The organism is Ralstonia sp. RRA (assembly GCF_037023145.1).
Lineage (GTDB): Bacteria > Pseudomonadota > Gammaproteobacteria > Burkholderiales > Burkholderiaceae > Ralstonia.
Window position 1 is genome coordinate 1,195,567 of sequence record NZ_CP146092.1, and the last position, 19,307, is coordinate 1,214,873.

At 63.3% G+C, this 19,307-nt stretch carries 15 protein-coding genes; 8 read left to right on the plus strand and 7 right to left on the minus strand.

All coding sequences use genetic code 11. From position 1 onward, the window contains the following. Positions 1-58: 58 nt before the first annotated feature. Positions 59-2,104, minus strand: a complete 2,046-nt coding sequence (locus tag V6657_RS23460; RefSeq protein ID WP_048935888.1) for an NADPH-dependent 2,4-dienoyl-CoA reductase — start codon at positions 2,102-2,104, stop codon at positions 59-61. 97 nt (positions 2,105-2,201) lie between these two features. Then, on the minus strand, positions 2,202-2,399 hold the full coding sequence (locus V6657_RS23465) for a hypothetical protein (protein ID WP_082170322.1): 198 nt from the start codon (positions 2,397-2,399) through the stop codon (positions 2,202-2,204). Between the two features lie 71 nt (positions 2,400-2,470). On the opposite strand from V6657_RS23465, the gene V6657_RS23470 reads away from it, so the two are divergent. From V6657_RS23470 to V6657_RS23485, 4 genes are all read left to right on the plus strand, one after another. After that, the gene (locus V6657_RS23470; RefSeq protein ID WP_048935890.1) at positions 2,471-3,466 is read left to right on the plus strand and encodes a tyrosine-type recombinase/integrase; all 996 of its coding nucleotides are present in this window, start codon (positions 2,471-2,473) and stop codon (positions 3,464-3,466) included. 158 nt (positions 3,467-3,624) lie between these two features. Further along, positions 3,625-4,647: a UDP-glucose 4-epimerase GalE gene (galE, locus tag V6657_RS23475; RefSeq protein ID WP_048935891.1), complete on the plus strand. Its 1,023-nt coding sequence runs from the start codon at positions 3,625-3,627 to the stop codon at positions 4,645-4,647. A 51-nt stretch (positions 4,648-4,698) separates the two neighbouring features. Next, positions 4,699-6,105, plus strand: a complete 1,407-nt coding sequence (locus V6657_RS23480; protein ID WP_048935892.1) for a PAS domain-containing protein — start codon at positions 4,699-4,701, stop codon at positions 6,103-6,105. 146 nt (positions 6,106-6,251) lie between these two features. Then, positions 6,252-7,793: a methyl-accepting chemotaxis protein gene (locus V6657_RS23485; RefSeq protein WP_048935893.1), complete on the plus strand. Its 1,542-nt coding sequence runs from the start codon at positions 6,252-6,254 to the stop codon at positions 7,791-7,793. Between the two features lie 110 nt (positions 7,794-7,903). On the opposite strand, the gene V6657_RS23490 is transcribed toward V6657_RS23485, so the two are convergent. The 5 genes from V6657_RS23490 to V6657_RS23510 all read right to left on the minus strand — a co-directional run bounded on the left by V6657_RS23490 (position 7,904) and on the right by V6657_RS23510 (position 15,763). Beyond that, entirely contained in the window at positions 7,904-8,212 is a 309-nt protein-coding gene (locus tag V6657_RS23490) for an H-NS histone family protein (RefSeq protein WP_048935894.1), read from the minus strand. 402 nt (positions 8,213-8,614) lie between these two features. Then, positions 8,615-10,708 carry a bifunctional diguanylate cyclase/phosphodiesterase gene (locus V6657_RS23495; protein ID WP_048935895.1) on the minus strand — a complete coding sequence of 698 codons (2,094 nt, stop codon included), beginning with the start codon at positions 10,706-10,708 and terminating at the stop codon, positions 8,615-8,617. Positions 10,709-10,977: 269 nt separating this feature from the next. After that, complete coding sequence (locus V6657_RS23500; protein WP_048935896.1) at positions 10,978-12,237, minus strand: helix-turn-helix transcriptional regulator; 1,260 nt, start codon at positions 12,235-12,237, stop codon at positions 10,978-10,980. A gap of 132 nt (positions 12,238-12,369) precedes the next feature. Then, a complete protein-coding gene (locus tag V6657_RS23505) occupies positions 12,370-14,055 on the minus strand; it encodes a ShlB/FhaC/HecB family hemolysin secretion/activation protein (protein ID WP_048935897.1) in 1,686 nt (561 codons plus the stop codon). Between the two features lie 295 nt (positions 14,056-14,350). Next, complete coding sequence (locus V6657_RS23510) at positions 14,351-15,763, minus strand: collagen-like triple helix repeat-containing protein (RefSeq protein WP_048935898.1); 1,413 nt, start codon at positions 15,761-15,763, stop codon at positions 14,351-14,353. 501 nt (positions 15,764-16,264) lie between these two features. Between V6657_RS23510 and V6657_RS23515 the strand changes: the two genes are divergently transcribed. The 4 genes from V6657_RS23515 (at position 16,265) to V6657_RS23530 (ending at position 19,264) form a co-directional block, all read left to right on the plus strand. Then, complete coding sequence (locus V6657_RS23515; protein WP_048935899.1) at positions 16,265-17,389, plus strand: collagen-like triple helix repeat-containing protein; 1,125 nt, start codon at positions 16,265-16,267, stop codon at positions 17,387-17,389. A 575-nt stretch (positions 17,390-17,964) separates the two neighbouring features. Continuing rightward, positions 17,965-18,150, plus strand: coding sequence for a Flp family type IVb pilin (locus V6657_RS23520; protein WP_048935900.1), 186 nt, complete (start codon positions 17,965-17,967; stop codon positions 18,148-18,150). Between the two features lie 56 nt (positions 18,151-18,206). Beyond that, positions 18,207-18,707 (plus strand): prepilin peptidase, encoded by a 501-nt coding sequence (locus V6657_RS23525; RefSeq protein WP_048935958.1) that lies wholly within the window; start codon positions 18,207-18,209, stop codon positions 18,705-18,707. Between the two features lie 62 nt (positions 18,708-18,769). Next, positions 18,770-19,264, plus strand: a complete 495-nt coding sequence (locus V6657_RS23530) for a TadE/TadG family type IV pilus assembly protein (RefSeq protein ID WP_048935901.1) — start codon at positions 18,770-18,772, stop codon at positions 19,262-19,264. The last annotated feature ends 43 nt before the right edge of the window (positions 19,265-19,307 follow it).

The window sequence follows — 19,307 nt, forward strand, 5'->3', positions numbered from 1 at the left end:
TTGGCATGTAAAAACGGGCGCGGGGTGCAAATCCTTCACACCGCGCGCGCAGCCGGCGTCACAACGAGGCGGCCAGCCGTGTACCTTGGTCGATGGCGCGTTTGGCGTCGAGTTCGCGCGCTTCATCGGCGCCGCCAATCACATGCACCTTGGCGCCGCCGACCTGCAGGGGGTCGACCAGCTCGCGCAGCGGTTCCTGCCCGGCGCATAGCACGATGGAATCGACCGGCAACCATTCAGCGGCTTCGCGCTTCTCGCCATAGCTCACCAGCAGGCCTTCGTCGCCGATGCGCTCGTAGTTGACGCCGCCCACCATGCGCACGCCCATGTTCTTCAAGCTCGTGCGGTGGATCCAGCCGGTGGTCTTGCCCAGGCCCGCGCCCAGCTTGCCGGCGCGCCGCTGCAGCAACACGATCGCGCGATCGGGCGCTTCGGGCTGCGGGCGGATGCCATCTACGCCACCGCGCACCTGTGTCGGGTCGCCCACGCCCCATTCAGTGCGCCAGGTTTGCAAATCCAGCGTGGGCGAGTGGCCATCGAGCGCAAGGAACTCCGCCACGTCAAAGCCGATGCCGCCTGCACCGACAATCGCCACGCGCTTGCCCACCGGCTTGCGATGGCGCAGCACGTCGATGTACGACAGCACGCTCGGATGGTCTTGCCCCGGAATCTTCGGATTGCGCGGCGACACGCCCGTCGCGATGATGATCTCGTCGTACTTGCCCGCCAGCAGTTGCTGCGCATCGACACGCGCCCCCAGGCGCAGCGTCACGCCGGTGGCCTCCACGCGGCGCGTGAAGTAGCGCACCATCTCGTAAAACTCCTCCTTGCCCGGAATCGTCTTGGCCATGTTCAACTGGCCGCCGATTTCCGACGCGGCGTCATACAGGTCCACCGCGTGGCCGCGTTCGGCCAGCGTGATCGATGCCGACAAGCCCGCAGGCCCCGCACCCACCACCGCAAAGCGGCGCTTCGCGGGCGTCTGGCGGATGACCAGTTCGGTCTCGTGGCATGCGCGCGGGTTGACCAGGCAACTGGCAATCTTGGCCTTGAATGCGTGGTCCAGGCACGCCTGGTTGCAGGCGATGCAGGTGTTGATGTCCTGCGCGCGATTCGTTGCCGCCTTGCGTACGAAGTCGGGGTCGGCCAGCAGCGGGCGCGCCATCGACACCATGTCGGCGCAGCCATCGGCCAGCACGCTCTCGGCCACTTCCGGCGTGTTGATGCGGTTGGACGTGACCAGCGGAATGCCGACCTCGCCCTTCATCTTCTTCGTCACCCATGCGAAGGCTGCGCGCGGCACGCTCGTCGCAATGGTGGGGATGCGCGCCTCGTGCCAGCCGATGCCGGTGTTGATGATGGTGGCGCCCGCCTGCTCCACGGCCTTGGCGAGTTGCACGACCTCTTCCCACGAGCTGCCGTCGGGAATCAGGTCGATCATCGACAGGCGGTAGATGATGATGAAGTCACGGCCGACGGCTTCGCGCGTGCGGCGCACGATCTCGACCGCCAGGCGCATCCGGTTGGCGTAGCTGCCGCCCCAGTCGTCGGTACGCTTGTTGGTGTGGGTGACGAGGAACTGGTTGATGAAGTAGCCCTCGGAACCCATGATCTCGACGCCGTCGTAGCCGGCCTCGCGCGCCAGTTGCGCGCAGCGCACGAAGGCGCGGATCTGGCGTTCGATGCCGCGCACGGATAGCTCGCGTGGTGTGAACGGGCTGATAGGGGAGCGCAGCGCGGTGGGCGCCACGGCAAACGGGTGATAGCCGTAGCGGCCGGTGTGCAGGATCTGCAGCGCGATCTTGCCGCCTTCCTGGTGCACTGTGTCGGTCACGATGCGGTGGCGGCGCGCTGCGCCATGCGTGGCCAGTCGCCCGGCAAACGGTTTGGTCCACCCGGCAATGTTGGGCGCAAAGCCGCCGGTGACGATCAGGCCGACATCACCACGTGCGCGCTCGGCAAAGTAGGCGGCCAGGCGATCGAAGTGATTGCCGTCTTCCAGCCCGGTATGCATCGAGCCCATCAACACGCGGTTCTTGAGCGTGGTGAAGCCGAGGTCGAGGGGGCGAAGCAGGTGGGGGTAGGGCGTGGCGGGTGTGGACATGGTGCCGGCGCGTTTATCGTGTGGGAACGCGCCGGACGGTAGCACCCAAGCGCCCGTTGGAACAACAGGGCAGGGTTCTAGAGGTGGTGGGCGTGCGTCAGGACTTTTTCGGCTCGTCTTCGGCGGGCTTGCCCAGCAGCGCCTTCAGCAATTTGTTCTGGGGAATCGCACGGCCGGTGCCTTGGCCGGGCTTGCCGGCGCGCTGGCTGTCGCGCTTGAGGTTGTTGGCGATCTTGAGGCCCTTGAGTTTTTCGAGGTCGGTTTTCTTCACAATGGGGTCCGCAATGGGAGTCATGAGCTGCGTGTTACGCTCGGCAGGATACGCGAAACACCTGCTCCCGCCGGTTTTTTCCTGCATTTTCCCGCATGTCCGCCAGCCCAACGCCGCCTGCCACGCCCGTTCCCGACCTGTTCCAGCCCACCCTGCAGGATTGGGCCGACCAGCCCGCGCAGGCCTTCGAGCATTGGCTGGCTGTGCGCGGCTATCGTGCATCGTCGGCGACGGTGTACCGCGCAATGTGGCGCAAATGGCTGCGCTGGGCTGAATCGCACCAACGCGCGCTGGCGGATTGGAGTGCGGGCGATATCGCCGCCTTCCTGGATGAATCGGGCCTGACCAAGCTGCACCGGTATCGCTATGCACGCCTGATCGAGCGCGTCTTCCATCAGATTGAACTGCTGCGCACAGGCACGCACAACCCGGCCAGCGCGGCAGTGCAGCAGAAGCTGGCCGAGGGCGAGAACGACCCGACCACCTTTCTTTCCACGGCCGAGCGCGTTGCCATCGAGGCCTCGCTGGAGGTGGGCGCGCGGGCGAGTGAGGCGGCGGTCAACGCCAGTGCTTTCAAGCTGGCGCGCGACAGGGCACTGGTGGCGGTGTGCCACGGTGCGGGGCTGAAGGTCGCGCAGGTGCAGTCATTGCTGCTGCGCCATGTGGGCGAGGCGCTGGAGAGTATTACCGTCGAGCCGTCGCGCGGCCCCGCGTATCACGCGCCGCTGCTGGAGAGTGCGCGCCCCGCGTTGGCGGCCTGGCTGGCCGTGCGCGGTCACGCCGAAGTGCCGGGCGAGCGCATCTTCGTGGCCGATGCCGGTGGGCGCGTCATGCATGCGGCCTCGGTATATCGCCGTGTGGAGGCCTGGCTGGCCGCGCTGCCCGCTTTGATGCACCGCAGCGAACGGCTCTCGCCGCAGACGCTGCGCAACGGCTATGCCGCAGCGCTGTTCGATGCCGGCGCGGCCCCTGCCGAGGTGGGGTACGCGCTGGGCTTGCGGGATCAGACCTCGGCCTGGCGCCTGCGCTCGGCGTATGTCGACTGGCAGGCGGCGGCCCATCCGGATGCGGATAAAGGCTCCGCGTCATAGCACGGTTTTTTGCGCAATATCGCGTGCAAACTGCCCGCCAACCGGCGCTGGGCTTGCTATGATCGCGCTGTTCCGCCGCGCCGGCTGTATCGGTCGGTGAACCCGATGCCGCGCTCGAATCGGCACGCCACGATCTCTTTCTCGATACCTCGCACCCAATGACAGAAACCATTCTGCTGACCGGCGCCACCGGCTATATTGCTTCGCATACCTGGGTTGAACTGCTGGATGCGGGCTATCAGGTGATCGGCCTCGACAATCTGTGCAACAGCAGCTCTACCGTGCTTTCACGCATTGAGCAGATCACCGCCAAGACGCCCAAGTTCGTGCAGGGCGATGTGCGTGACCGCCGCCTGCTTGATGATCTCTTTGCCAGCACGCGCATCTCGGCCGTCATCCACTTTGCAGCGCTCAAATCGGTGGGCGAGTCGGTGCAGAAGCCGCTGGCCTACTACGACAACAACATTGGCGGATTGGTCACGCTGTGCGCATCGATGGCCCATGCCAATGTGCGCCAGTTGGTGTTCAGCTCGTCGGCCACCGTGTACGGCAATCCGCATACAGTGCCGATTACCGAGTCGTTTCCGCTGTCGGCCACCAACCCGTACGGCCAGACCAAGCTGATGGGCGAGCAGGTGCTGCGCGATCTGGAGATCTCTAACGCAGCCTGGCAGATTGCCTACCTGCGTTATTTCAACCCCGTTGGCGCGCACCACAGCGGCCTGATCGGCGAAGACCCGCGCGGCATTCCGAACAACCTGATGCCGTACGTTGCCCAGGTGGCCATTGGCAAGCGCGAGAAACTTTCCGTCTACGGCGGCGATTGGCCCACGCCCGATGGCACGGGCGTGCGCGACTACATCCACGTGGTCGACCTGGCGCGCGGGCATCTGTCGGCGCTTGATGTGCTGCGCCGCGATGGTCGTGGCTTTACCGTCAACCTGGGCACTGGGCGCGGCTACTCGGTGCTGGAAGTCGTTGAGGCCTACAAACGTGCGAGTGGCCGCCCGGTTCCGTATCAGATCGTGGACCGCCGCCCCGGCGACATCGCCGCGTGCTACGCCGATCCGGCACTCGCTGCATCCATGCTGGGCTGGCGCGCGCAATACGGCATCGAGCGCATGTGCGAAGACTCGTGGCGCTGGCAAAGCATGAACCCGGACGGCTTTCAGTCCCGCTGACTCACGACATACAACGCTGTTTGACCCCCGCAGAACTGGAACCACCCCGCAGTGGATGACGTCGCTCACCTTGTTGCGCAACTGACCGGCAGGCTTGCTGGCGCATTGCTGCCATTGATCGTGGCATGCGGCGCGGGCAGCTTGCTGCTGCGTTTGCTGGACGATCTGCGCAGTGCCGGCGCCACGCGCGCCCGACTGCCGCTGGCCATGACAGCGCTGTTTTGTGCGATTGCGTTGTGGACGGTGCCGCTGCTGCCGCTGGTTGCGCGTTGGCCGCTACACGAGGGCGCCGCGCTGTTGGTGATGTCGCCGGCATCGTTCTGCTGGAGTCTGGCAGTGGCCGCGCTGTGGTGCATCCTGGGTGGCCAGGCGGGCACCGTACGCGCGGTGCTGCTGGGTGCGTTGCTGAGCATCAGCGGCCCTGTGGCCGTGCTGTTGCTCGCGGGTGTCACCAGCTTCGATGCGCTGGCGTGGGCGGATGCCGGCATGCTCGGCATCGTCATGCTGCTGTCGGCGGCGGCCTGTGCGGCGGCGTTGCAGTTTGCGCTGTCGGCGCAATCCGGTGCGACGGGGGTGGCTGTCCGCCGCCCCGTCGTGAGCCTGTTCGTGAGTGTGCTGTTCGGCATCGGTCTGGCCATCGACGCGGTGTATGCGGCGTCGCTGGTGGATTCGCCATCGGTTGCCTTCGGCAGTGCGCCGGCCTGGCTGCAATTGCTGGTGGCAGGCGGGGCAGTGGCGACGGTGCTCGCCGGCTTCCTGCTCGGTTACCGTGACCGCGCATCGGGTGACACCTCGGCTGCAATTGCCACCCGCGAGATCCGCCGCCGCAAGGAAACGATGCAGGCGCTTAACGATCTGGAGCAGAGCTACCGGCAGCGCGAGGCGGAGTTGGCCGCGCGGCATCAATTGCTGCTCGATGGCGCGGATGTCGGCTTGTGGGAATTTGATCTGATTACGCGCAGCGCGCAGTTCTCCACGCGCTTTGCCGACATGCTCGGCTACTCGCTCAAGGAGATCGGCCCGAGTACCAGCGAGTACCTGCGCCTCGTGCACCCGGATGACTTGCCGCTCGTGCTCAACCGTATCCAGGCGCACGTTGACGGCAATGCGCCCGCTTACGCTGCGGAATTCCGCATGCGGCACAAGGATGGCAGCTATCGTCAGCTCATCGCGCACGGTGTGGCTTTGCGCGATGCCGGCGGTCGTGCCACACGCATGGCCGGCTCGCATGTCCAACTGGCACTGAAAGTAGCTGCAGCAAATACTGCCTTGCCAGACATTGCTACGTCTGCGGCGCAGCCCGAGACGCTTCGTCGCCAGGGGCTGTGGGAGTCGTGGTCGCCGCTGGACAATGCGCCCGATACTTCGGGCACACCAGCCACAGCGACTGCGCCGACCGAGCCCGCGTCGGCCAGCAACGGCACATTGCCCAGCATCAATCCCAACGCGCTGCGTTGAGGCCGTTCATCTTTACGGATGTTGATCACGCCTCGTACTCAAGTTTCCTTCCGGCTTGCCCGATAGCGCATGTAGAGCGCGTGCAATCGCGCCGGGGAGCGCCGCCAGCATCACGCGGACAAGAAGAAACGCTTGGAGGAAGGAAGATGAACCGACTCACGCTTCGACAGAAGCTGTGGCTGCCGCTCGTCCTGAGCTGGCTGTGCCTGCTTGTCATCACATTGTGGAGTGCATGGAGCGCACGCACCGTGCGCATGGAGGAGCGGCAACGCGATCTCCAGAACGTCAGCGCCACCGCATTCAGCGTCATCAAGGAATACGGCCAACTGGCGCAAGACGGCAAGATGACGGTGGACGAGGCCAAGGCTCAGGCCATCGCGCGTTTGAAAGACATGCGCTATGGCACCGACGGCTATTTCTCGCTGTCGAGAACCGATACCGTTTCGGTCATGCACCCGTTCAAGCCCGAGATGGTCGGCAAGAACATGTCTGCTGCGACCGACCCTGAGGGTAAGCATCTGTTCTTGGACATCGCGCAGACGGCCAAGGCGGGCGGCGGGTTTGTACGCTACCTGTGGCCCAAGCCTGGCAGCGACAAGGCGGAACCCAAGCTGACCTACGTCTCGTACTACGCGCCCTGGGATTGGTCGATGACGACGGGGCTGTACATCGATGACGTTGATGCAGCGTTTCGTACCTCGCTCATGCAATCGCTCGGCCTGTTGCTGGGTGTTGGCTTGCTGATGACCGTGGTTGTCGTGGCCGTCACGCGCGGTTTGCAGCGTCAGCTGGGCGGTGAGCCGGCGTATGCCGCAGACGTTGCCGCACGTATTGCTGGAGGCGACCTGGCGGTGCGCGTGCAGACGCGCCAAGGCGATCGCGACAGCATGCTTTTCGCCATGTCGCAGATGCAGCAGCAACTCACGGGCACGATCAGCGACATAAAGAATTCGGCCGATTCCATTGCCAGTGCAACCAAGCAGATTGCAGCCGGCAATGCCGATCTGTCACAGCGGACGGAGCAGCAGGCATCTTCGCTGGAAGAGACGGCATCGAGCATGGAAGAGCTGACATCGATCGTGAAGCAGAACGCCGACAACGCGCGTCAGGCCAGCACGCTGGCAGTCAACGCGTCAGATATTGCCGTCAAGGGCGGCGAAGTGGTGGGGCGCGTGGTCGAGACCATGTCGGGCATCAACGAGAGCAGCAAGAAGATTGCCGACATCATTGGCGTGATCGAGGGTATTGCGTTCCAGACCAACATCCTGGCGCTCAACGCCGCGGTGGAAGCCGCGCGTGCCGGCGAGCAGGGCCGCGGCTTTGCCGTGGTGGCGGGCGAGGTGCGCAGCCTGGCGCAGCGTTCGGCCAGTGCCGCCAAGGAGATCAAGGAGTTGATCGGCGACTCGGTAGGGCGTGTGCAGAACGGTTCTGCTCTGGTGCAGGAAGCGGGAACGGTGATTGACGAAGTGGTGGTCGCGGTCAAGCGCGTGACCGACATCATGGGGGAGATTTCTGCCGCATCCGACGAGCAGAGCTCCGGTATTGAGCAGGTCAATCAGGCCGTGAATCAGATGGATGAGGTGACGCAACAGAATGCTGCGCTGGTGGAGCAGGCTGCTGCGGCGGCGCTTTCGTTGGAAGAGCAGGCGCAATTGCTGCGCTCAGCAGTGGGGCGCTTCCAGGTATAACGCGCCAAAGCGCAAGAAAAAAACAAGGCCGGCAATATCGCCGGCCTTGTTTTTTGTGGTTTCCGGTTGCCTCTTTGTGCAGACTCGGATGTGCTGCTTTTCTGCGCGGGTCAGGCGATCAGAAAATCCTCCATCTTGCGACCCGACGACAGTTCCTTCACCAGCCAGCCCGGACGCTTGCCACGACCCGTCCAGGTATTGCCGCTGCTGTCGCGGTAACGCACCGGTACCTTGCGGCCGGCCTTTTTCGAAGCCACTGCACCCTTGGCACCAAAACCGAGGTCGTCGGCGGTCAGGCCATATTCCACGATCTTCTGCTTGATTTCAGCGATCACCGTCGCCTGTTCGTTTGCCCGGAGTTCATCGGCCTGGCGCTGCAGTTCAGAGATCTTCTGAACGATTTCCTTGTAAGTCGGCATTATGGATTCCTCAACTTTGCAATTGAAACATGGGCACGCTCCCCGTAGCCCACCGCATTATAACGACTTTGACCGAGTGAAATGAATTTCGTTAAGACCTCATGTCAACGGCGTCGATTTTGCGCAGCAGTTTGCGTTGCGCAAATCGGCATGGTGCGGCCATTTGTCCGGGAAACCGGAAATTGTGAACATATGAAGAAGCGAGAAGCCGTGCGGCTACGTGTGTTCAATGCCAGCGAGCAGCATTGAGCGTGCACGGCACACTTTCTTTTTATGTGATTGCTTCATTGCTTCGGCAGCCGCACTGGGAGCCGATTTGATGAAAAGCTTTCGAGCGTGCGTTGAAAGGTTATCGAAAGGGAAATGAAAAATGCATCAGAATGGCGCATTTTTACAATTGCTTCAGGCGAACTGCACGCCTTCAAGCAAGCCCTGAAAATCCTTTGCCGGTAACGGGCGCGCCAACAGATAGCCTTGAACCTGATCGCAATGCAGATTCACCAAGGCCTCCATCTGCGCCTCGGTTTCCACGCCTTCCGCCACCACCGTCATATCCAGCGAATGCGCCATCGCGCAGATGGCGCGGATGATTGCGGCCGCCTCGGGCGGGTTGTCATCAAGCGCGGAGACGAATGCCCGGTCGATCTTGATCTGCTGAGCGCGGAAGCGCTGCAGATAACTCAGGCTGGAATAACCGGTGCCGAAATCGTCGATGGCGACTTCGATGCCAAGTGCCTGGATCTGGCGGATCGCTGCAATGCTCTGGCTGGCATCGCGCATGGCGGCTGTCTCGGTAATCTCAAACATCAGGCGGTGTGCGCTCACCTGATAGCGGTGCAGGATCTGCGACAGGCGCTGCACGAGGTCGGGTTGCTGAAACTGGCGCGGCGAGAGGTTGACCGCGATACGCTGCGGGGCCATGCCCGCCGCATCCCAATGCATGATCTGGCGACAGACTTCTTCGACCACCCAGTCGCCCAACTCGACGATGGTGCCGGTGCGCTCCGCCAGCGGGATGAACTCGGCGGGTGATACGGGGCCAAGCTCTGGGTGATTCCAGCGCAGCAGTGCCTCCGCGCCGGTCATTGCCTGCGTGAACGCATCGAACTTTGGCTGGTAGTGCACCGACAACTGACCATTGAGCGCTGCATGCGAAAGCGCGCGCTGGATCTGCAGCACGCGATGCGCCGTCGTGTTCAGGCGCGGCTCGTAGAAGCGGTAGGCATTGCCGGTGGACTGCTTGCAATCGAACATGGCGGCGTCGGCATGCTCCAGGAGCGTGTCGGCCGTTGCGCCATTGTGCGGATGGATCACCACGCCGATGCTGGCCGTCGCGCGCAGGCGGCGGCCGTCCACTTCCACCAGCTCGCGCAGACGGAACAGCAGCTTGTCGCCAACGGTGGCGGCTGCCTCAGGCAGGGTGAGGCCTTCGACCAGAATGGCGAACTCGTCGCCGCCCAGCCGGGCGACCATGTCTTCGCCGCGCATGGTCTGGCGCAGGCGCTCGGCGATGATCTGCAAGACGCGGTCGCCGGTGGCGCGGCCGTATTGCTCGTTGATCTGGCTAAAGTTGTCCAGGTCTAGGCAGAAGAGGGCGAAAGGACGCCCGCGCCGCGTTGTCGAGAGGATCGCGCTGTCCAGCGATTGCCGAAGCTGCAGCCGATTGGGCAAGCCGGTCAGTGCATCGTGATGCTGCGGTGTGGGTGGCTGATTTGCGACACGTGCCAGAGATGCGGCCAGATGGGCCTGTGCGGAATCGACGCGCGTCTCCAGCATGATCAGCACCGCGTGCAGCCCAAGCGCAAGTAGCACACCGCCGGCACTCAGCATGATGACGGGCACCACATGCAGCGTGGTTGCCTCGTCTGCGGGCCAGACGCTGACCGACGGCCACGCCGCCAGCGATAGCACTGCGGAGGTGGCCAGCACTGCCGCCGCTCGTGCGCGCAAGCCGACGGCGGCCCGGCGCTGCGCCGGCGGTAGATGAAAGGCCATGCACATCGCTAGGCACGTCCCCGCACCGAGCACAAGGGCGCCGCCCCCCCAGCCAGCGAGCGTGCGCTGCAGCGAGAGGGTGTCGTTGTGCAGCCATGGGCGCGCCAGATACAGCTCTGTCATCAACAGCCCGATACCGAGCGCGATCGCGCCCATGGCAATGCGGTGGCGATGCGGAGGTTGCCCGGCGATGGCGGGCGACGTATCAGGCAATACCACCAGAAATGCCGCGAGCGAGGCCGCCAACGCCGTCATGAGCGTGACGGAAATGGGTACCGTGAGCTGCGCAGCCAATGACCGGTGCAGGCCGACCTGAGCGAGCCAAAGCCCCGACCATAGCCCGATGCCGAGAATGGCGGCGCAGGCAATGCGCCAGTTACGGCGTTTTGCGATCGTCGAACCCCCCGGCAGACGTGTCGCAGCGTCTAGTGCGGCAAACGTGGTTAAGCCCGTGCTTACCCACGCAAACAGCAGCAGCGCAATATGGAAATCGTTATGCATGCGAGCGCATTTGGCGCGGCCCCCCGACTTTCGACCGACGCCTGTCTGTGTTTTGCGGCGAGGATAGCGCAAGAGCCTGGTGTTTCAGGCGGTGAAAAAGCCCGCTTGTTGCGCGCTATTCACAGAATGCGTCGGGATAATCCGCCGCTATTGCATTGCATCAAGCAATTGCGGCGGCTCCACGCCTGTCTTCATGCATCGGCAAAAAACCGGGCCGCATGACCCGGGTATACGCGAATGGTCGCTCGCCCGCGATTGCGGGTGGAGATTCAGGCGTTCAGGCGAGTGCGCCGGCGGGATGCGGGGGTGGCGGCTCCGGCACGTTCCAGGTCGACGCTGGGCAGCAGGTGCAGCAGGCGCACGAGCTCGGATTGGCGGTGCGTGCCGGTCTTGCGCAGGATGTCGCGGATATGCACGCGCACGGTATGCAGCGACAGGAATTCGCGGTCGGCGATTTCCTGCAGGGTCTCTCCTGCAGCCAGTCGCGCAGCGACGATGCATTCCTTGTTCGTCAGCCCGAAGAGCGAGGCGAGCACGCCTGCATCCATGACCGACCGCGCCTCCGAGTTGCCCACCAGTACCAAGGCGAGCGGCGCCGCCCAGGTCGAGCGCATGGCATCAGAGGGCGCCAGCGGCGTGGCGATGAAGGGAACGGGCCGCCCATCGCGTGCCAGATACATCCACGAGCCGGCAGCGCCTTGCACACCCATCGAGCCGGCAGCGTGTTCGATCAGGTTGCGCAGTGCCGCGTTGTGTGTGTGGTCAGCGGAGTGCAACATGCCGCCATCAAGCGACAAACGATCGTCTTCTGCGGCCATCGTTCGCGCCCATGCGTTAGCGTATTTCACGCGCATGCTGCGTTCGATCACCATTACGCCAAAGTCGAGCGTATCCAACCCGGCCATGCCGAGCGCGGCGAGTTCGTTCAGTTCCTGATTGCGCTGCTGCATGCGCGCCGCACGCTGCAGGTGGGGCAGGACGCGTTGCAGGCGCTCTTCGCGTTCGGCTGCGCTCACTTCCGAGATGCTGTCCCGTGTGCGCAGGCGCATGGTGATGCTCAGGTCCGGCGTGTCCATCAACGTCACGCCGCGCGCAGGTGCGTCTTCGGGCTGCGGGGCGCGCAGTAGTTGAGGGTCTTGGCAGAAGGCGTTGCAGTGGCCCGGTTGCGGGCAGTTCTGGCACCAGCCCGACGAAACGCCTTGGCGTGGCGCGTCAGTGTGCTTGTCCCAGACGAAATAATGTGCGCTTTCTGCCCCTGCGTAGACGGAGAGCAAGGCCAGGGCAGTCGGCATCTGCGCGGGGTCTAGCACCGCCTCGTAGATGGTATCGACGAGTCGATGAAACTCTGCGTCATCCGATAGACGTTGCAGCATAGTGGCCCCCGGTGCGTATTGCGATGACTGAGGGGACTGACCCTCGCCATCGGCGTGTTGCGGCCTGATGTGCTGTTGGCCGCTGTCGCTGTGTTGATTGTTGTTCTTCTGCGCGACTTCCTTGGTAATCGGCAACTCTTTGGAAAAACTTAACATTCCGCTTCTGATGCTCCCAAATTCCGGCGGTGCTGTATCCCCCCCTTTGGAAGGGAGTATGGGTGACTTTCAGCGCTGAAAATATAAAAAATATACAAAATTCCTTAACCTGTTCAGTGCCTTGTCTGCCGCCTAGTTGAACTGGTACGTGTAGGCAGCGGTGAAGCGCAGGCTGCGAGAGCTCGTGTTGATCGGCTTGTCGCCCACCGGGCGCGCAATGGCCAAGTCCAGCGTGTAGTACTTGCGGTCGGAGAAACGCACCCCCAGCGCAATGGAGCCAAGCTGGTCATGCACCAGCGTGCCGGCGTTTGAATACACCTTGGCTGTGTCGTACAGCACGTAGGGCTGCACGGTCTTCAGGTATTCCATCGACACCGGGAAGACCCGGTTGAGTTCTACCGATGCGCCCCAACCGCGGTCGCCTGCCACTTCGCCCGCCGGATAGGCCAAGCCGAAGAAACGTCCGCCAAAGCTGATCTGCTCCGACGACGGCAAGTTCGCCCCGCTGTATTGCGCCGCGCCCGAGACCGCGATGCCAAAGCCGAAGGGCAGGTCATGGGCTTCGCTTGCGGTAATGCGCGTGCGCAGAAAGCCAAGATCGACGTTGTTTTGGGCCTTGGGCGATGCAGATTTGCCGGCACCGAGCCCGCTGATCCCTTGATACACCCCAATGGATGCGCGCCGCGTTTCACCGGGATTCACTTCCGTGTAGACCGCTTCAGCGCCGGCAACGCGCACCTTCGTGTCCAATTCCGTTTGTGGGAGGGTGATGTCTTGCGGCGAGTACTGCTGCTTGTCGTCGTTGCCATAAAACGTGCCGGTGACTGTCAGGCTGCGCGTGTTCGACAGCAGCACCGGATAGCTCAGCGACAGGCCCAGCCGCTGCGTGTCGGTCAGATAGCGCGACTGATAGCCGAGCTGCTCAAGCGGCAGGTTCTCGGGCATGCCGCGATAGTGCGACCACGTGAGCTTGGCCAGCAGCCCGTCGGTGCCGATCGGTTGCGCCCAGGTGGCGGAGTAGAACGTTTCGTGATCGGGCCCGCGCGGCTGCAGCGTCGACACCGTGATCTGCTCGCCGAGCGGCGTCACGCTGTTGAGCGTGCCCGTGATGACGGCACGCACACCAGGTGAGCGGTATTCGACGCCGGTACCGATGGTGTACGGCTGGCGCTTGACGTTGAGCACCAGTTCGCTCGCGCCATCGGTGGTGGTGGGCGGCTGCACGGTCGCGGTGATCTGTACGCCGGGTTGCAGTGCCAGCACGCCGGTTACGCGCTCGAAGGTCTCCTTGCGCAGCGGCTTCTCATCCATCAAGCGCTGCGAGATCTCGCGCAACCGACCTTCCAGCGGCCCGGGCGTGCCCTCGATGCGCATGCGCGCCACGTAGCCTTCCACCACTGTGATGCGGACCACGCCGCCTTCGAAGGTTTGCGCCGGCACGAACGCGAAGGAGAGCGGATAGCCGCGGTCGGCATACAGCTTGGTGACATCGTTGGCCGCCTGCAGCAGCTGCGCGACGGTGACGTCGTGCCCGGCCAGCGGCGCGAAGTACGCAGCAATCTCGGGAAACGGCAGCGTCTTGACGCCTTCGATCTGGAACTTGGTGGGCGTGAGGTGCGTGGCGAGCAGGTTTTCCAGCGCCGGGTTCGGCCGCTGCACTTGCACCTGGATCTTCTGCTCAGGCGGGCGGGAGGTATCGACCTTGGGCAGCGTGTCGATCGGGTTGCCTTGCGTGGGGCTGCTCTGTGCCCAGCTCAGTGCCGGGCTGGTCAATGCAACGCCTGTGGCCAGCGCTAACCGCATCGTGGTGCTCCGCACGCGTGTCTCCTCCGTGGTGTTTGTTCTGCAGTGAAGCGATTCGCCGGTCCGGGCCGGTCGACGCCGCGCATGGTTGCGCACTGCATGGAACGATAACCGCGAGACATGGTGCTTTACAACAAAACACATAGAAGCAACGTTCACGCGACGCAACGCCATGGTTGATACCAATGGTGTGTGACTCCGTGCCCGTTGGCCCAGCAATCGTGCCGCTTGGCGCGACATCATCGCGTTTGAAACGCAACAGCGGACCGGCTGGTCAGGCCGATCCGCCGCGCGTTGTACTGCGCTTTGATCAGTGATGCGCGCCGCCCAGTACGCCACCCACCGTGCCCAGCAGGCCGCCTACCGCGCCGGTCACCGGTGCCAGCGGCGTTGCAGCGCCGGCTGAAGTCAGGCCGCTGCCCACTGTGGTGACAACCGTGCCCACCGGCGCCGTGATCGAGCTGACCGGGTTGCCGCCGCCTGCCGCACCGCCGAGGCCGCCCAGTGCGCCGGTAATCGGTGTGAGCGGGTTGGACCCAACAGCCGCGCCACCCGTCAGGCCACCCAACGCACCGGTGATGGGTGCAAGCGGATTGCTGCCACCCGCACCACCCAAGCCGCCGAGTGCTCCGGTAATCGGTGCGAGCGGGTTGGAGCCACCAGCCGCGCCACCCGTCAAGCCACCCAACACACCGGTGATGGGCGCCAGCGGATTGCTACCACCCGCACCGCCCAGGCCACCGAGCAGGCCAGTAATCGGAGCCAGCGGGTTGCCGCCCGGCGACGTCGTCGGCGAGTACACCGCACCGCCCAGCGCGCCGACCGTATTGCCGACTGCCGTCACCACACCGCCCAGATTGCCGACGACCGGTGCATGGGTTGCAGTGATGGCGCTGCCGCCGTTGGCGACCGCACCGCCCAACTGGCCCAGCAGCGTGTTGCCCGGCGACCCCAAGCCCGAGGTCGCGCCGAGCGTCTGCGTGGCGCCGGTGAGCTGCGAGGTAATCGGAATGATGGCTGTGCTGAGTTGCTGCGTGAGCTGCTGTACAGGGCCCGTCGACAGCGCCGTGCCAAGCGTGCTGCCGCCGTTGGCAACAGCTTGGCCGACTTGCGTGACCACGCCGGCCAGCGGCGTCGTTACCGGGGCCAGCGGCGCCAGCGGGCCAGTGCCCAGATTGTTGACCAGCGTACCGGCGCTGGTGACTGTGTTGCCTGCGCCCGTGACCACGTTGCCGAGGCTCGACACCGTGGTGCCAACCGGATCCGGATTGCGTCCGATGCTGCCGAGGCCATTCTGTACGCCAGCGCCCAGCGCCGAAACGGTCGTGCCAACGTTATCCACCACACCACCCAGGCCGCTCTGCACGCCGCTCAACTGCGAGGGCAGTGGTGCGTTCTTGATGTCCGCGCCGATACCGCTGACCGCCGAGCCGGCGGCCGATACGACATTGCCCGTGTTGTTGAGGATCGTGCCTGCCGGCGTCAGGGGCGCCGGTGCGGGTGTCGGTGACGGAGAGGGCGACGGGGACGGCGAAGGCGAGGGTGACGGAGAGGGCGACGGCGAAGGCGAGGGTGTCGAGCCGCCCGCGTTGTTGTTCGAGCCGCCGCTACCGTTCGAGCCACCCAACTTGCCACCCACATCGCCCGAACCCGAGCTTGCGCAACCGCCCAAGACCAACAGGCTAGCCATCGTAGCTGCCAGGCACTTGATGTTCTTATTCATGATCGTTCTCCCGTTTTAAAAGTCCGCTTTTGTCAGCTGGAAAATGGTCCCAATGTCGATTTGGGTAGCGGGACTCTGCAAACGGTGTGCCATGTCTTGATTATTGCGCTATGCGTAATTGATTATCAAAATTCGGCGTGATTTTCTCTTTTGGAATGGAGGAATCGTGAAAACTAACTCAAATATGGGATTTACCCTGCCCTACGAATGAGGGAGGGAAACGTTTGCTATGGGGGTTATGTTTGGGTTGAATATGTTCCGTGTCACGTTACAACGTAACGCCGGGAACACGTGTTTTCTGACCGTAACACCTCTCCGTCGTATTCGGGTAATGCCGGATGCGCTGTCTGCAAAGCCTGTTGTGACGCCGCTCTTCAGCAGTCGATGTTTCTCTCTAATGAGGCTGGCATGGCAATTGCAGAATCTGGCCCGCAGTTCGCAATACCGAGCTCAGATACAACAGGTAAGACTTAAGACAAATCCTTGAGAAGGGGACGGGACATGAAACAGATCCAGAAAACCATCCACGTCATGCCGCTGGCGTGCGCCGTTGCTGCTCTCATGCTGGCAGCGTGCTCTTCAGGTGGCGGCGGTTCCGGCAGCTCGCCGAACCCCAGCCCGAATGATCTGACAGGGGTGACGCCTGTCGGCAAGGTCGCCAACGGCACCGGCAACACGGTTGTGGCGACGGGCCAGGCCATCAGCAGCCTGGGTACGACCCTGCAGAACGCCAATATTCCGGGCCTTTCCGACCAAGCCAAGGCAGGCCTGGGTGGTACGGTCAGCAATGCCGGCAAGGCTGTCAGCGACCTGGGCTTGGGCGTGCAAACCGGTCTGGGCAAGATGGGCCAGAACCCGAATCCAATTGGAACGACGGTGGCCAGCACTGGCAACGTCGTGACGGACCTCGGCCAAACCACGGTCAGCGCCGGTACGCTCGTGCAGGGCCTGGGCCAAGGCTCGGGCGCGCCGCTTGCGCCCGTTACTCAGCCGGTAGGGGCTGGCGTGCAGCAGATTGGCCAGGCGCTGATTGGCGGTGGCACCTTGCTGGGCAGCGCGCTGTCGTCCGGCGCGGTACAACAAGTCACGCAGCAGGCCAGCTCGGCCATCGTGCCGGTTACCACGCAATTGACCAACGCCACGCAATCGGGCGGCGACGCGACTGGCCTGGGCGGTCCGTTCAGCTCGCTGCTGGGTACGGTTGGCGGCGGCGTGGCCGGTGCCGGTAACACCATTACCGGGACTGGCGTGCCGGTAGTTTCAACCCTGGGCCCGGTGGTTTCCTCTATTGGGGTTACGGTGGCCGCAGTGGGTGGCGTAGGCACTGCCGGCGGCTCGTCTGGCAGCAATCCGCTGGGTGGTTTGCTTGGCGGCGTGGGTGGTGCCTCGGGCGGCAGCAATCCGCTGGCACCGCTGACAGGCCTGCTGGGTGGCGCGGCCGGTGGCTCCAACCCCTTGGCGCCCGTTACCAGCTTGCTGGGCGGGGCCGCGGGTGGCTCCAACCCGCTCGCGCCTGTCACTGGCCTGTTGGGCGGCGTGACCAGCGCAGCCGGCGGCGCCTCGGGCAGCAATCCACTGGCGCCTGTTACGAACTTGCTGGGCGGCGTAGGCAGCCTGGCGCACTGAGCAGTACCTGTCTGTGCTCTTGAAGGTGCGCGGGCGTGTTCCCGTCGCTCGCGCATCCTTTTTTTTGCCATGACAGAGAATGGGGAGCGTTCAGATCACCCCCGGATTAATGGAGAACCCGCACACATAATGGGCATAGTCTGCCGATCATTAAGGGATTTCCATTAGTTTTCAGAGGGTTGGTGCGTCTTTAATGAGGTTTAATAGAGCCTTTACTCTAATTTTGAGTAAGTACCTAAATTGAGTTATTTTGTTTGCGGCGCCGCACGCCTATAAAACCGTTACGGGATGTTACGTGACATACGTGACATTCTGATGGCGAGGTAACGGGTTGGGGGTGTGCGGTGGTCATCGGGTGTTTTTGCGGGACCAAGATCACCTGATGGCTTGTCATCTTTGTTTTATTGATAAAACGAAGGTGGCGCGGCGAAAAGATTTTGTTTCGACCGTGTCATCGCTATAAATCCCCAAGCGTTTTATCCGTTATTAGCCAATATGAACTGGTCGCGGCCGGAGCACCGCAGGCTGGTCAAGACCAACAACATCCGCGGGCGAGTGCAAACAGGAGAGCAATCATGAAAAACGCCGTTCTGAAGTTCCTTCGCGACGAACAAGGTGCTACGGCCGTCGAGTACGGCATGATCGCGGGCCTGATCGCAGCAGCGATTGCAGCCACGATCAAAGCGCTGGGCACCGACCTGACGAACGTGTTCAACACCATTTGCGGCGCGATCAAGGGCGGCACTGCCACCACGTGCTGACACGCTGGTACGGCCATATAGATACCGCAGGCTGGGTCAGTGTCGTAGTTTTCGCCATTCTTGCCATCACGTTGGACTTTCGCTCGCGGCGCGTGCCGAACTGGCTCGTCGCCGCTGGCGTGGTGCTGTCTATCGTGCTGATCGAGTTTGGCGGCGTGACAGCACTGGCCTATGACTGGCAGGACTTCTGGCTCGGCGGGGCGATCGCATTTGCCTGCTTTCTACCGCTCTATGCACTGGGCTGGATGGGCGCGGGTGATGTCAAGTTTTTCACAGTGGCTGGGTTGCTGGCTGGTTGGCACGGTCTAGTGGCCGTGTGGCTTGTCTCAAGCATGATCTCAGGACTGCATGCGCTTGCGATCATGGCACTGCGTCAGCTTGATGCGTCGTCGCCCTCTGCCTGGCTAGTGATGCGAGTGTGTCCGGCGATCACCCGCTGGGATACCGCGCAGGCTGGACGCCGAGGCATTCCCTACGCAGCGCATATGGCGATCGGCTTGCTGAGCCTGCCTTGGGTGCCAGCCGCGATGCGGATGCCGTGGCTGCCTGGCATGTAGTTCGGACAGTTGAAGAGCTGAAAAAGAGCCGCCAAGCGGCCTGATAAGAAAAGGAGTCGGCCATGCCGACATTGCAATGGGAACGGGAGAGTGCACGACTGCACTCTGGCGTACGTATGTTTGCGGCCAGGCGACGCCGTAGTCGCGGCGCGACGGCGGTCGAGTTTGCCGTTGTCCTGCCTGTGCTTCTGGTGCTCATGCTCGGGATCGTGTACTACGGCGTGATCCTGGCCATGCAGCAGGTACTGACGCTGGCGGCCGAAGAGGGCGCCCGAGCTGCTCTGCGCTACCAATCTTCCAACACCCAGCGCGTGACCGCCGCTTACACGGCTGTCAACGCAGCGCTGCCTGTTTCCATTCGCTCGCAGGTCACAACCAACCAAAGCGGATCGCCGTTGGTAACGTGCCCAACCATCGCGAGCATGCAATGCCTGAGCGTCGTGCTTACGCTGCCGGTTACGACTGGCGCCACCCCGCTTTTGCCTTCCATTCCACTGCTGCCGGTGCCGTCCACGTTGACGGGTTCGGCGATCGTGCAGCTTGTGCCGAGTTCTTGAGTCGAAACGGCCCGCCAGTTCCACTTAACGATTGCATCGACAG